Raw genomic sequence first — 13,557 nt, 5'->3', positions numbered from 1 at the left:
CGGCACGGTCAGCTGGCCGGCGTGGCGATCTCGATGGTGAGGTGGGACAGGGCCGGGAAGGCGCTCAGCTTCTGGCGGTAGAACGCCGCGTCACGCGGCGCGCTGGTCGCCACGCAAACGATGGCGCCAAGGTGTCCCGGGCCCAGCCGCCAGAGATGGAGATCGGCCACCTCGTCGCCACAGGCTTCGACCGTCCGACGCATCCGATCGGCCAGTCGCCGATCGGGGTTCATGTCCAGCAGGATGGCTCCGGTGTCCCGGATCAGGCCGTAGGACCAGCTGGCGATGACGCAGGCGCCGACCAGGCCGGCCAGGGGATCCATCCAGACCCAGCCGAACACGCGCGCCAACACGAGGCCGATGATCACCAGCACGGAGACGGCGGCGTCGGCCGCGACGTGGATGACGGCGGCGCGCAGATTGTTGTCGCGATGGTGGTCGGCGTGGTCGTGATCGTGCTCCTCGAACACAACCTCGTGGTCGCCCTCTCCGTCGATCCGCAGGCGAGCGGCGAACGCATGCGGTTCGGGGATCTCCTCCACGGACTCCAGGTAGCCGCCACGATCCGTGAAGGTGAAGGCCTGCCGGGCCCCGTCCGCCCGTCGAGTCTCCAGGGCGATGGACTTCGCCAGCAGCAGGGCGCCGGCCGGCCGCCGCAATTGAAACCGCGGCGGAACGCCGTCCTCGAACACGCTGAGCACCAGGGCGCCCCCGGACGCCCGGACGGTGTGCGCTTCTTCGGCGTGGTCATGCTCGTCCGAGCCGTGCGAATGGCCGTGACCGTGGTGGTGATCGTGTCCGCCGCGGCTGAGCAGCCATGCGCTGGCGAGGTTCACGATCAGCCCGAGCACGGCGATCGGGATCGCCTGGCCGAAGTGGATGGCGACCGGATGCAGGAATCTGGTCAGCGCCTCGTAGCCGATCAGCAGCGAAATCATCGCCAGCCCGATAGCGCTGGAGAAGCCGGCCAAGTCGCCGAGCTTTCCAGTTCCGAAGCTGAACCGCGGGTCCTGCGCGTACTTGCGCGAGTAGGTGTAGGCGAGCGCCGCCAGAAGCAGCGCACCGGCATGCGTGGACATGTGGAGCCCGTCGGCCACCAGGGCGATCGATCCGAAGGCCAGGCCGCCGACGACCTCGCCGATCATCATCGCCCCGCACAGCCAGATCACCGCCCAGGTCCGGCGCTCGCTAGCCTCGTGCGCAGCGCCGAGGAAGACGTGGCTGTGGCCGACGGCCGAGGTTTGAGGGGACGTCATGCTGCAAGCCTTATTTGAGATAGGTGCGGATGACCGCCATGAGCTCTTCGGCCGCCGCGGTGTTCAGCGCCCCAGGATGCTTTTCCAGGTCCACCAGGTGGGTCTGGATATGGTCGTCGATGACCTCCGCCGTCAGGCCGGCGATCGCCCCTCGCACCCCGGCGATCTGGTGCATGATGGTTTCGCAGCCGGCTTCGGACTCCAGGGCCCGCTCGATCGCTTCCACCTGGCCCCGGATTCTGCGAACCCGCGCAAGCAGTCGCTGTTTCTCACGAATGGTGTGCATGAGGCGGACCTAGGATAGGGGGCCACCCTATGTCAACGGTCCCCCCGAGGCTTGGATCAGGCGCGGAGACGCTCCAGGACGTCGCGGTATCGCGCCACGATCGCATCGCGGGCGTGGTGGCGGCCGCCGGAGACCACCTTGCGGCCGCGGCGCCAGACGCCGTCCACCACCGGCCGCCGCGCGGCGAACACCCACCGGCCCAGGATCTCGTCCGGCGTGGATCTCAACAGCGAGGGATCGTCCGCGTCGAGGCTGATGAGGTTCGCCGCCGCGCCAGGGCTCAAGGCGTCGGCCGGCGCGGCCAGCGCCTGCGCGCCGCCGGCGCAGGCCGCGGCATAGATCTGGTCTGCCGAGCTCAGGACATTGCGTTCGCGGCGCACCAGGCGTTGGCCGTATTCCAGCAGCCGCAGTTCCTGCGCGGCGTCGATCAGCACGTTCGAATCCGAGCCGATCCCGAACCGGCCGTTCAGCGCGACGAACTCGGCGGCCGGAAACACCCCGTCGCCCAGGTTGGCTTCGGTGATCGGGCAGAGGCCCACGACAGCGCCGCTCGCCGCGATCGCGGCCAGTTCACCCGGCTCGGCGTGGGTGGCGTGGACCAGGCACCAGCGCGCGTCCACAGGCTGGTTCTGCATCAGCCAGGCCACCGGCCGCAGACCGGACCACGTCAGGCAGTCCTCGACCTCGCCCGTCTGCTCGGCGACGTGGATGTGGATCGGACCGTCCGGCCTCAGCTGCGCCAGGCGGGTGAGCGCGTCGGGCGTCACGGCGCGCAGGCTGTGAGGGGCGATCCCGAGCCGCGCGTCTTCGAGCCCCGTCAGCGCCCGTTCCGAGGCCTCCAGCAGCCGCGCGTAACTGTCCGGGTCGTGGATGAACCGGCGCTGGGCCGGGCTCGGCGCCAGCCCGCCGAAGCCGGCGTGGGCGTAGTAGACCGGCAGCAGCGTCAGGCCGATCCCGGTTGTCGCCGCGGCCGCCACCAGGCTCGCAGCCATCTCGGCCGGATCGGCGAAGGGCGTCCCGTCGCGGTCGTGATGCACGTAGTGGAACTCACCCACCCGCAGGAAGCCGCTTTCCAGCATCTCCGCATAGGCCAGCGCGGCGATGGCCTCGAGGTCGGCGGGGGTGATCGCCTGCGCCAGGGCGTACATCTGGGTGCGCCAGCTCCAGAAGTTGTCGCGTTCGCCGCCCCGACGCTCGCTCCGCCCGGCCATCGCGCGCTGGAAGGCATGGCTGTGCAGGTTGGGGAGGCCCGGCAGGCCGAAGCCCTGGATCTCGTCCCCCGCTTCAGGCGCGACGCCGGTTTGCACTGAGCGGATCTCGGCGCCTTCGGTCACCAGGCGCACGCGCTCCGACCATCCGTCCGGCAGCAGCGCGGCGCGAAACCACAGTCGGGTCATGTCCATCCCCAGGGCGGAGGAAAGCGCAGGCGCGCTCATTATGACTAGACAATAAGAGCGCCACTTCCAACCGCCGGGGCCCGATCGGAGCCGCGGTTCAGCTAGATGGCGACGAGGGTGTCCGTCGCCGAGGCGGCCGCCAGATGGGCTTCGAACTCTTCGTCGGTGATGACGTCGCGGGCGACCAGCACGCTGCAGGTCACGTTGTCGACGAGGTAGGCCCCCGAGGCCCCCGACCACCATCGCTCCAGCAGGCTCTGCCGGCGGTGTCCGACCACGATCAGGTCGGCGGTGAACCTCCGCGCGCGGGCGGCGATGGCGACCGCCGGTTCGCCGGTCATCACCTCGCCGCTGGCCGCGACGCCCAGGCGGGCCAGCCGCGCGAGGCCCCGCTGCAGCAGCTCGCGGGTGTGGGGATCGTGGGGGGTGGGATAGACGCCGTCGGCCATTCGCCGGCCCGGGGTGTCAGGCTCGATGATCAGCAGGAACACCTCGGCCTGCAGGGCCTTGGCGATCAGCGCGCCCTCGCGCAGGGCGACGAGGCTTTCGCCGGAGCCGTCGCTGGCCAGCAGGATGCGCTTGTACATGGTCGGGCCTTCCGCCGCTCAAAACGACGTTCGTTCAACCGTCTACAAAGAACCCGGCCGGCGTAGATGTCGAGCGCGATGAAGTCGGTCGCGACCCGTCTAGCCCTGTTGGATGGCCGACAGCTTCCACGGCCCGCCGGCCTGGCGCGCGAAGGTCCAGAGCTCGGTGGTCTGCGACGCCTTGGCCGGATCGCCTGACAGCACCGCGCCCGAGCTGCGGTCGCGCATCACATCGACGCCCTCGTAGCGCATGGCCGCTGTGGCGTACTCGGTGTCGCCCTCCCGCCAGGCCTCGCCGACGTCGGCCTGCAGCAGGCGCGTGCCGCTGACTTCGTTGCGCCGCCCATGGGTGGCGTTCTCGCTCAGCTCCTCGGCGAGGTAGGACATGATCTCTGGAGTGGTGCGCTCGCGAAGCGCGCCGTAGTCCTCGCGGCCGAAGGCGTCCTGGATCTCGATCAGAAGGCGCTCGAAGGCGTCGCGGTCCTGCTGGTCGATCGGAATCTCCCAGGCCGGGCCGGAGGCGGGCACATAGGGGGCCTGTGGGCTCGGGGCCGCGCCGCCGAATCCGCCACCGCCGCCAAAGCCCGAGGGGCCGCCGTAGGCCGGCGCTTCGAAGGGGCTGTTGAAGCCGGCCGCGGCCACGCGCGGTCGCCGGAACCAGCGCATCACCAGCGAGACCACGAAGGCCAGGATCGCCAGCTGGAGGAGGATGGTCAGGAAGCCACCGCCCCCGCCGCCCCCCCAGCCGCCGCCCCAGCCATGGCCCATCAGGCCGCCGATCAGGCCGCCGGCCACCAGGCCGCCGAGCAATCCTCCGCCGAAGCCGCCGAACCGGCCGCCAGCACGGGCGCCGCCCGAAGCGTAGCCGGGCGTGCCGGGTTGCGGCGCATAGGCTCCGCCCGGCTGCGCCGCCGGCGGCGCGGTCATCGAGCGTTGCACGGGCGGGACATAGCCGGGCGCGGTCGACGTCGGCCGGGGCGCCGAATAGGTGCGCATCCCCCGGCTGCCGAAACTCCCACCCCGACGCGCCTCCGCAGGCGCGGCGACAAGCACCCCCAGCGCCAACGCCACGCCAAACGCTGCGCCGATCTTCGATCTCAGGCTGGCCATGAGTCTCTCCCTATCACGCGGAATGTAGGGACCCGGCCCGGTCGTGGCCAGGACCTCAGGGGCCCGGCCCGCGATCAGATCGCCGTGACGGCCAGGTCGTCGGACCTGCCCGCCTCCGACGTCCCCGCCTCGAACCTCTCCGGCGCGAACGCCGGCACGAGGTGATCGCCGGTGAGGTCGATGCTGCGAACCACCGCCTCGTGGGGGATCGAGCCGAACTGCATCAGGCACATCATTCGGTCCGCGCCGATCGCCTGGTAGGCGCGGAGCTTCTCGGCGCAATGGCCGGGGTCCCCGATGACCACGCTGTCCAGCGGCTCCAGCGCCTCGTGGGCTTCCTGGAAGCTGATGTCCGCGCCCTGGGCCATGCGCTTCAGGATCTTCACCACCTCCGGGTCGTCCGGCTGGATCTCCACCTCGTGGGGGTCGAGGCCTGCAAGCGCGGCGGTGTCGCGCGCCGAGTGGGGGTGCAGTCCCTTCTTGATCATGTCGTACCAGATCCGCCGCGGCACCTTGAACACCACCGGCGCGGCGTTGACGTACCAGAGCGCCGACCAGGCGGCGCCGTTGGCGATGGCCTGGGCGCGGCTTTCGGCCAGGTGGACGAAGGTGAAGACGCCCTTCTGGGCGTTGACCAGCTTGCCGGCCGGCGCCTTGCAGTCGGCCAGTCCGCGGTCGTGCTCGCGCAGCATCTGGCCGAGGAACGCCACCGGGCTGAGCAGGGTGGTGCCGAGCGCGCCCACCCCCATCTCGCCGGCCATGTAGAAGCTGTCGGGGCTGCCGCAGGTCTGCCACAGCCGCGGGTGCGGCTTCTGCAGGGGCTTCGGCAGCACGTTGCGCGGCGGCACTTCGTAGTCGGCGGACGTCCAGGCGAACTCCGGCTCCGTCCACATGCGCGGGATCATGTGCATGGCGTCGCGCACTTGGTCGCGGGCGGTGTCCGGATTGACCCCGAAGGTCTCCCACTCCTTGCCGCCCGACTTGGCCAGGCCGAGCTCGAAGCGCCCGCCGGAGAGCACGTCGAGGGTGGCGCCGCGCTCCGCCACCCGCAGCGGCGTGTTGATCCGGAACGGGGCCAGCACGCCGGCATGGCCGACCCGCAGCCGCTCGGTGGTCATGGCGATGGCCGTCAGCACCACCTCCGGCGCCGAGGAATAGCTGAACTCCGGCGCCCCGTGATGCTCGACCTGCCACCAGATCTCGAACCCGGCAGCCTCGGCGGCCTTGGCCTGGGCCAGGACCTCCCGGAACAGGCTCGCCTCATCCTTGCCGCCCCAGGGGAAGGCGCGCTGGATCTCGCAGAACACGTCGAACTTCATCGTCCATCCTCCATCTCGAAAGATACATAACGCCCGTTATGTATCTGGGCGGCGTTCACAGTCGTTGGTCCCATGGCGCGGTCCTTCAGAAGATGGCGATCGGATTGAGCGGCGAGCCGGTGCCGCCGGCGATCCTCAGCGGCGCGGCCACCAGCTGGAAGGTCCACCGGCCGAGCTCGGCGCAGACCTCCGCCAGCGGCTCCAGGTCGAGGTTGTCCATCAGGTGCAGGCCCATGCCCGCCAGCCCCAGCATGTGGATCGGCATGGCCCAGTCCCGATGCACGACGCCGGACGGGATCGGATCGTGGACCCCGTCGCCGCCCAGCACCGCCACCTGGCGCTCGTGCAGCCAGGCGACCACCCGGGGGTCGAGGCCCGGGACCGCCTGGTCGGCCATCGCGGCCCGCCGGACGTCGCGACCCAGCCGAACCATCAGCAGGTCCCCCTTGCCAACCGTCACCCCCAGCGCCGCCTCGGTGGCCTGCAGCTCGGCGGCGGTGGTCAGGTGCTCGGGGTCGACGAACGCGACGCCAAGCGCCCGCGGCACGTCCAGCAGCACGCCGCGGCCGACGATCCCGTCCCGGGCCGCCATGATGGTGTTGCGCCGCGCGCCGGTGCTCTTCACCTCGGTGGCGGGATGGTCGTTGTACATGCGGCCCTGGGCGAAGACGTGGCAGAGCGCGTCGATGTGGCTCGACGCCATGCCGTGGAAGGCGATGCCGATGTAGTCGGTGGAGACCTCCAGGCCGTCGACGCCGGGCACGCAAGGGTCGTCGCCGGCGATCACCATGTGGTGCTGCGCCGGCCAGGGGTTTTCCGGCCCCGGCTGGGTCGGGAAGTCGCGCGACAGGCTGACGGTGCGGCCTTCGCGGACCAGCGCCGCGGCGCGGGCGACCTCCGCGGCGCCGATGTGGTTCAGCGCGCCCCGCTCGTCGTCCGGTCCCCACCGCCCCCAGTTGGAGACCTGCTCGAACAGCGCCGTCAGCTCCTCGCCGCTCATGGCCTGCGGATGCGGGTGGCGAAGGTCGTTCATTGGGTCCTCGCCAGGGCCTCGTTGGCCCGCGAGTGCCGCACGCCCGGCTGCAGCTCGATCAGTTCGATGAGATTGCCGTTCGGATCGTGGCAGCAGCAGGAGCCCACCAGCCCCAGCTCCGGGGCGGGCTCGTAGACCTCGCGAGTGAAGCGCACGCCCTGGGCCGACAGCGCCTGGTGCGCCTGGAGCACGTTGCGGGTGCGGAAGGCGAGGATGCGCGGCACGGTCTCCGCGGCCTGGGCCGGATCGGGAAAGGCCGCGCGGGGTTCGAGCCACTCGATCAGGTCGATCATCGGCCCGTCGCGGTCGGTCGGGAGCACCATCAGCACCCCGCGGCCGTTGGCGCGCCTGAGGCCGAAGATCCCGGCCACGAAGTCCGGCCAGGTGACGTGGCGGCGGTCGTTGAGCACCTCGAAGCCGAGCAGCTTGTAGAACGCCACCGAGCTGTCGAGGTCACGGCAGTTGACCACGGTGTGGTAGAAGCTGGTGAGCGCCCAGGTCGCCTCGGCCATCGCCCGCCTCCCCTAGAAATCGACGCCCACGCGCACCCCGAAGGTGCGCGGCGGATAGTAGGTGTAATTGTCGAGCCCGAAGCCGCCGCCCAGGGTGTTGGACTGCAGGCCGTCGTTGGAGATCACGTCCTTGTCGAAGGCGTTGCGCACGAACGCCTCCACCGAATAGCGCCCGGTCGGGTCGCGCCAGGTGACGTTGGCGTTGGTGAGGGTGTAGGCGCCCTGCCGGTCGAACGGCGAGTTGGCCGAGAGGAAGAACAGGTCGCCCGAGGCGAACACGTCGACCCGTGGGGTGATCTGGCCGAACGAGGTGTTGAAGGTGTACTGGGCGCCGACGTCGAAGGTGTACTTCGGCGTCTGCACCAGCCGGTGGCCGGCGAAGTCGCACAGCCGGGTCACCGGGTCGCAGCCCGGCGCGGCGGTGGCGAAGCGATTGTCGATGGTGACGTAGCTGTCGTACTTGGCCTCGGTGTAGGTGAGCGAGGCGTTCAGCCGAAGGCCGTCCGCCGGGGTGGCGATCGCCTCGAGCTCCAGGCCGTTCACGTGGGCGCGGCCGGCGTTGTCGATGCGCGAGCCGGTGATGTCCTGGACGAACACCTGCATGTCGGTGATCTCCTGGCGATAGATCGCGCCGTTGATCAGCAGCCGTCGGTCCAGCACGGTCGACTTGAAGCCGGCCTCATAGGCCTTGACCTTCTCCGGCTGGTAGATGCCCGGGAAGTTGCCGACCAGGCCGCCGCCCGACAGATAGCCCTTCGACGCGTTGGCGTAGATCAGCAACTGCGGGTTGGCCTGGTAGCTCAGCCCGAACTTGCCGGTGGTCTGGTTCCAGCTGCGGTCGAAGCTCTTCGACGCCGGCAGGACGAAGGGCACCCTCGGCAGCTCGAAGTTGAGGAAGTCGAAGCCCTTCTTGGTGTCCTTCGTGTAGCGCAGGCCCAAGGTGACCGTCAGCGGAATGCCGACGCTGGTCTTCGCCAGGTCGTAGTCGATCTGGCCGAAGGGCGCCCACGACGTGGTCTTGAAGTCGCCGCCGTTGGTGAAGATGAAATTGTCGGTGAACGGCGTCGTCGAATTGAGCCCGGTGTCGAAGAACTGGAACGTCTGGGAGGCCTTCTCCTTGAAGTAGAAGGCGCCGACGATCCACTTCAGCGGACGGTCCGGAGTGTTGGACGCCAGCCGGACCTCCTCCGACCATTGGAACTGCCGAAGCGTCCAGTAGGGATTGTTGGCGAGCGTCAGCTCCGAGGCGTCCGGATCGTTGGACTGCCGCCACGAGCCGTAGGCGTAGCCGGTCACCGAGGTGAAGGTCGCCGGGCCGAAGTCGTAGGTGAAGGTTCCGCTGACATAGTGGTTGCGCTGGTCCAGGTCCTCCGGGGAGTTCTTCCGCACCTGCCGCGGATCGGTGAGATAGGGCAGCGCGCCGACGTAGCGCCCAGGCGCGAGCTCCCAGCGGGTCTTGGTGGCGGCCGGCGCCCCGTTCCACGACGTCGAGGCGATCAGCAGGAAATCCGCCCGCGGGGAGAACTTGAAGAGCAGCTCGCCGCGGACCATCCAGAAGTCCTGGGCGTCGCCGTTGTGCGGCGCGCCGGGACCGTCGAACAGGTTCTTCTGGTAGGGGTCGTGCTCGGCCGAGACCGCCGCCAGCCGGCCGCTCATCTGGAAGTCGCCCTGGGTGGTGATCGGCACGTTCACCCAGCCGCGGAAGATCCGCGCGTCGTAGTTCCCGATCATGGCGTCGGCGTGGGCGGCGAACTCCGGCGTCGGATGGCGGGTGATGACGTTCACCGAGCCGCCCACCGAGTTGCGGCCGTAGAGCGTGCCCTGCGGCCCGCGCAGGACCTCGATGCGGTCGATGTCGAAGAACTCCGGATCGACCGAGGTGGTGCGCGCCAGGTAGACGCCGTCGAGGTTGTAGGCCACCGGGGAGTCGCCGCCGCTGGTGGTGTTCTGGCTGCCGATGCCGCGCAGGGTGATGACGTTCTCGCCGCCGGTGACCCCGGAGCCGAAGCGCAGGGACGGGACCTGCGTGCCGAGGTCCTGGAAGCCGACCACGCCCTGGCGTTCGAGGCTCTCGCCCGAGAGGGCGGTGAGCGCGATCGGGACGGTCTGGGCGCTCTCCTCGCGCTTCTGCGCGGTGACGATCAGCTCCTCGATCGTGTTGGGCGGGGTGGCCGGCGCGGCGGTCGCGGCATTGGCCACGGTGAAGCCGGTCAGGGCGGACGCGGACAGCACAGCGGCACGGGTCAAGCGGCCCATGGTCTCCCCCTATGTCCAGCGAGGAGGTCCGGGGCCCAAGGCCCGCGCCTCCCGCCTTATGGGGCAAAACATAACACACGTTCTGCGAAGCGAAAGGGATTCCGTAACCACCGTTATATAACAAGCGTATGGTTTGGGCTTGCCAGCCACGGTCCCCGTCAGGCAGAGGTCGCACTGGGGGTGAAGCTCGAATGGCCAGAACAGTCGATCACAACGAACGCCGCGAGGTCTTCGCCGCCGCCGCCCTGAGGGTGATCATGCGCGACGGCATCGCCGGCCTGACGGTGCGCGAGGTCGCGCGCGAGGCGGGCTTCACCACCGGCGCCCTCACCCACTACTTCCACTCCAAGGACCAGTTGCTGATCGAGGCCTCGGAGCACTCCGCCAAGCTGGTGCGCGAGCGGATGGAGCGTGCGGCCGAGCGGACGCCGGCCGTGGAGGCGATCCGCGACGTGGTCGCCTTCGCCCTGCCGCTCACCGCCGAAACCCGGGGGTACTGGCGGATCTGGGTGGGGTACTGGGAGCGCTCCAGCTATGACGACGAGGTCGCCCGCGTCATGCGCCTGCGCTACGGCGAATGGCGCAGCCGGCTCGCGGGGCTGCTGGCCCGCGCGCAGCAGGAAGGCGACGTGGCCGCCGACGTCAACATCCGCCATGCCAGCGAGAGCCTGGTGGCGCTGGTCGACGGCATCGGCGTCCAGGTGCTGCTGGGCGTCGGCCGCATATCCCCGGCCCGCCAGCGGGCGATGTTCGACCTGTGGCTGGACACGCTCAGGGCCGGCGCCTCACCGGCCTCGGTCGCGGCTGTCCCGGCTACGGAAGCAGGTCCGCGGGCGCGGCGTCAGGCATAGCTGCGGCTGACGAACCAGAAGACCCCCAGCCCCGCCAGGAAGGCCGAGGCGACGTCGACGACGATCGCCCTGGGCGGCGCCAGCTTCAGCCGGGTCAGGGCCACCACCGCCAGGCTCGCGGCCAGCACCAAGGTCAGTTGGCCGATCTCGACCCCGATGTTGAAGCCGACCAGCAGCTCGCCCAGGCGCACCGGCGGGATCTGCATCTCCAGGAGACCCGCGGCGAAGCCGAAGCCGTGGATCAGGCCGAACACCAGGGTGATGACCATCCGCAGCCGGCCGGCGTCCTGCAGCCGGCCCGACACCATCAGGTAGTTGCTGGTGAACAGGCCCGCCCCCAGCAGCAGCAGGCTCGGCAATCCGCCCAGTCCCAAGATCTTCAGCCCGGCCATGCCCGCCAGCAGCAGCGCGACCCCCGCCGCCACCGCCGCCGGCCGTCGGGTCTGCACCGCCACGTTCTCCGCGCCGATCAGCGCGATGGTGAGCGCCACCAGCGCGTCGATGTATTCGGCGTGCGGCCGGATGATCCCGGTCACCGCCAGGGCCAGCGTCAGGCTGTGGCCGATGGTGAAGCCGGTGACCACGAACACCAGGTCGCGCAGCCGGCGCGAGATCAGCACCAGGCCGAGCAGGAACGACATGTGGTCGACGCCGGTGAAGATGTGCATCACGCCCATGCGGATGAAGTCGAGGAAGCTGGCAGTCAGCAACTTGCTGTCTTCCCCGCCGGTGACCTCCACGGTCTGCCGGTCGCGGGTGATCAGCTGCTCGGTGAACTCCCCGCTCGCGGCGTTCTGGATCTGGGCGAAGTTGGTGTGGGTCGGGGCGACGTCGAAGAAGGCCCGGGAGGTGATCGAGATCTCCGTCGCGCTCGGGCAGCGGAAGGTGAAGTCGTACTTCCGATAGCCCGCGGTGGCGGACAGCGTCTCCACCGGCGGGACCAGGGCGCAGCGCCGGCCGGCGGCCGAGGGATAGACCCGCGCGGCCAGATAGCCCGTCACCTGCGCGTCCGACGGCGGCGGCCCCGCCGCTGGCGCCAGCCGGCGCAGCTCGACCTCGCCGATGGTCATCACCAGGTCGACGTTGGCGCCATTGATCTCCCAGACCGAATGCGACTCGCTGCGGGTGTGGGCGTGCGCCGCGCCGGCCAGGATCGCCGACAGGCCGAGCGCCCACAGCAGGACGCGCCACCATCCCGCAAGCCGCGCCGTCATCGACGCTGATCCCTCGGGCGCAGGTCCTTGGCGATCAGGATGTTGGCGCGCTTGCGGAAGAATTTCTCGTCGCCGCCCTGCAGCCGCTTGATCGCGTCGTTCAGGTAGTCGGCCACCACCCGCTCACGCGCCTGGGCGAAGTCCATCGGCACCGGCGGCGTGTTCTTGAGCATGTAGAGCAGGTGTACGCCGTCGCTCTCCTGCATCGGCGCGGAGACGCCGCCCGCCGGCAGCGCGCGGGCTGCGTCGAAGGCCTTGTCGCCGAGGTGGAGCCTGGCGGCGAAATAGAACTCCTCGCCGTTCACCCGGCCGGAGTCCCGGCCATGGAAGCGACCCTCGACCTCGGCGGCCGGCGTCCCAGCCTTCAAGGCAGCCGCAGCCTGTCGGACGAGGTCCGGCGACGCGGCCGGGAAGACCATGTCGACGAGGGTCATCATGCCTTCGCTGGCGTACTTCGCCCGGTGCGCCGCGTAATAGTCGCGGAGCTTGGCCTCGCTGGGGTGGCTGGTGATCGCGTCGGCGGCGATCTCCTGCTCCACCGAATTGACCATCGCCGCGCGCACTTCCGGGTCGACGGCGGCCACGTCGAGCTCCCGGCCCCGTTGGACGAACAGCTCCTCACGGATCATGTCGTCGAGCACCTTCCGGCGCTGGGCGGGCGTCGCGTGCGCCGGGTCGACGGCGTAGAGCGACTGGATCTGGGTGTTGAAATCGCTGCGGGAGATGGGCTGCTGATTGACCATCGCCACGTCCTCCGGCGGCACCAGCAGCGTCGAGGTGCCCTTGGCGGTGAACAGGGCGTAGCCGGCCAGGCCCAGGCCGATCAGCGCGCCGACCGACATCAGGACCAGCGAGCGCCGGTAGCTCACCCGGTTGATGTCGCGCCAGTCGGGGCGATCGGAGGCAGCTGTGTCAGTCGCCGGCGCCATGGGTCACCTGGATGCGTGCGCCGAAGACCGGCGGTGGGAGAGCGAATAGACGTAGAGCGCGACCTGCCGGATCGCGGCGGGCCGCAGGCGGGTGGCCCAGGCCGGACAAATGCCGGCGTGGCCGTAGGCGATGGAGTTGAAGACCGACGGCCGGCTTCCGCCGCCGTAGAGCCAGACGTCGTCGGTGAGGTTGGGCGCGCCGATGGCGGCGTCCCCCTGCGCGTCCTGGGCGTGGCAATCGTAGCAGCCGCCGCGGCCGTGGTAGACCACCGAGCCGCGGGCCGCCGCCGCTGGGTCCTCCGCGTGATGGCCCAGGTATTGGAGGAATTCGGTCATGTCGCGGATATCCGCCGGCGACAGCGGCTGGAGGCCCGCTTCCGACTTCGCGGGCACGGGCGAGGCGTAGGCCGGCATCACCGCCAGCGCCTGGGTCTTGGGATCGCGCGCCCGGACGCCATGCTCCACCACCCGCTCGATCTCGGCGACCTCGCCGCCGCCGTAGAGCCAGTCGGTGTCGGTGAGGTTGGGAACGCCGCGGCTCGGGTCGCCCTTCCCGGCCGCGCCGTGGCAGCTGGCGCATCGCGAGCGATAGATCGAGGCCCCGGCCGGCCGGGCGAAGGCCATGAGCTGCGGGTCGGCCCCCGCCGTGGCGGGATCGGCCCGCAGCAACCGCGCCTCCCGCTGAGCGCTCCGCACGAAGAGCGCCAGGGCGACCGCAAGGACGCCGAGGCCGATGACCATCGCCCACCGAGTGGCGCGCGAGCGCCCGCGAGGATCCGGGTTGATGCGGGCGCGATCCGCTTTCAC

The 13,557-nt window shown here is 70.2% G+C and carries 13 protein-coding genes; 1 reads left to right on the top strand and 12 read right to left on the bottom strand.

Going from position 1 to position 13,557, the window contains the following annotated elements; translation table 11 throughout:
• Positions 1-8: 8 nt before the first annotated feature.
• The 9 genes from dmeF to DJ021_RS10795 all read right to left on the bottom strand — a co-directional run bounded on the left by dmeF (position 9) and on the right by DJ021_RS10795 (position 9,747).
• Positions 9-1,256, bottom strand: a complete 1,248-nt coding sequence (gene dmeF, locus DJ021_RS10835) for a CDF family Co(II)/Ni(II) efflux transporter DmeF (RefSeq protein WP_111457557.1) — start codon at positions 1,254-1,256, stop codon at positions 9-11.
• Between the two features lie 10 nt (positions 1,257-1,266).
• On the bottom strand, positions 1,267-1,542 hold the full coding sequence (locus DJ021_RS10830) for a metal/formaldehyde-sensitive transcriptional repressor (RefSeq protein WP_111457556.1): 276 nt from the start codon (positions 1,540-1,542) through the stop codon (positions 1,267-1,269).
• A 56-nt stretch (positions 1,543-1,598) separates the two neighbouring features.
• Positions 1,599-2,939 carry a formimidoylglutamate deiminase gene (locus tag DJ021_RS10825; protein ID WP_111459065.1) on the bottom strand — a complete coding sequence of 447 codons (1,341 nt, stop codon included), beginning with the start codon at positions 2,937-2,939 and terminating at the stop codon, positions 1,599-1,601.
• Between the two features lie 101 nt (positions 2,940-3,040).
• Positions 3,041-3,526, bottom strand: coding sequence for a universal stress protein (locus DJ021_RS10820; RefSeq protein ID WP_111457555.1), 486 nt, complete (start codon positions 3,524-3,526; stop codon positions 3,041-3,043).
• 99 nt (positions 3,527-3,625) lie between these two features.
• The gene (locus DJ021_RS10815) at positions 3,626-4,522 is read right to left on the bottom strand and encodes a Tim44 domain-containing protein (RefSeq protein WP_207801813.1); all 897 of its coding nucleotides are present in this window, start codon (positions 4,520-4,522) and stop codon (positions 3,626-3,628) included.
• Positions 4,523-4,710: 188 nt separating this feature from the next.
• A complete protein-coding gene (locus DJ021_RS10810) occupies positions 4,711-5,955 on the bottom strand; it encodes an LLM class flavin-dependent oxidoreductase (protein ID WP_111457553.1) in 1,245 nt (414 codons plus the stop codon).
• A gap of 85 nt (positions 5,956-6,040) precedes the next feature.
• Positions 6,041-6,988, bottom strand: a complete 948-nt coding sequence (locus tag DJ021_RS10805; RefSeq protein ID WP_111457552.1) for a cyclase family protein — start codon at positions 6,986-6,988, stop codon at positions 6,041-6,043.
• Positions 6,985-7,500 (bottom strand): VOC family protein, encoded by a 516-nt coding sequence (locus tag DJ021_RS10800; RefSeq protein ID WP_111457551.1) that lies wholly within the window; start codon positions 7,498-7,500, stop codon positions 6,985-6,987. Before DJ021_RS10800 ends, DJ021_RS10805 begins: the two co-directional genes overlap by 4 nt.
• 12 nt (positions 7,501-7,512) lie before the next feature.
• Entirely contained in the window at positions 7,513-9,747 is a 2,235-nt protein-coding gene (locus DJ021_RS10795) for a TonB-dependent receptor (RefSeq protein WP_165837183.1), read from the bottom strand.
• A gap of 200 nt (positions 9,748-9,947) precedes the next feature.
• Between DJ021_RS10795 and DJ021_RS10790 the strand changes: the two genes are divergently transcribed.
• Positions 9,948-10,607 (top strand): TetR/AcrR family transcriptional regulator, encoded by a 660-nt coding sequence (locus DJ021_RS10790; protein WP_165837182.1) that lies wholly within the window; start codon positions 9,948-9,950, stop codon positions 10,605-10,607.
• Here the strand turns inward: DJ021_RS10790 and DJ021_RS10785 are convergent.
• The 3 genes from DJ021_RS10785 to DJ021_RS10775 are packed head-to-tail and all read right to left on the bottom strand — an operon-like array spanning position 10,598 to position 13,557.
• The gene (locus DJ021_RS10785) at positions 10,598-11,821 is read right to left on the bottom strand and encodes a HupE/UreJ family protein (RefSeq protein WP_111457548.1); all 1,224 of its coding nucleotides are present in this window, start codon (positions 11,819-11,821) and stop codon (positions 10,598-10,600) included. The genes DJ021_RS10790 and DJ021_RS10785 overlap by 10 nt on opposite strands.
• Entirely contained in the window at positions 11,818-12,750 is a 933-nt protein-coding gene (locus DJ021_RS10780; protein WP_111457547.1) for a peptidylprolyl isomerase, read from the bottom strand. The genes DJ021_RS10785 and DJ021_RS10780 overlap by 4 nt, the downstream gene beginning before the upstream one ends.
• Before the next feature lie 3 nt (positions 12,751-12,753).
• Positions 12,754-13,557, bottom strand: a complete 804-nt coding sequence (locus DJ021_RS10775; protein WP_207801812.1) for a c-type cytochrome — start codon at positions 13,555-13,557, stop codon at positions 12,754-12,756.

Source organism: Phenylobacterium hankyongense (assembly GCF_003254505.1).
GTDB lineage: Bacteria > Pseudomonadota > Alphaproteobacteria > Caulobacterales > Caulobacteraceae > Phenylobacterium > Phenylobacterium hankyongense.
Note: the sequence above shows the minus strand (reverse complement) of the source record. Positions and strands in the feature narration are given on the sequence as shown.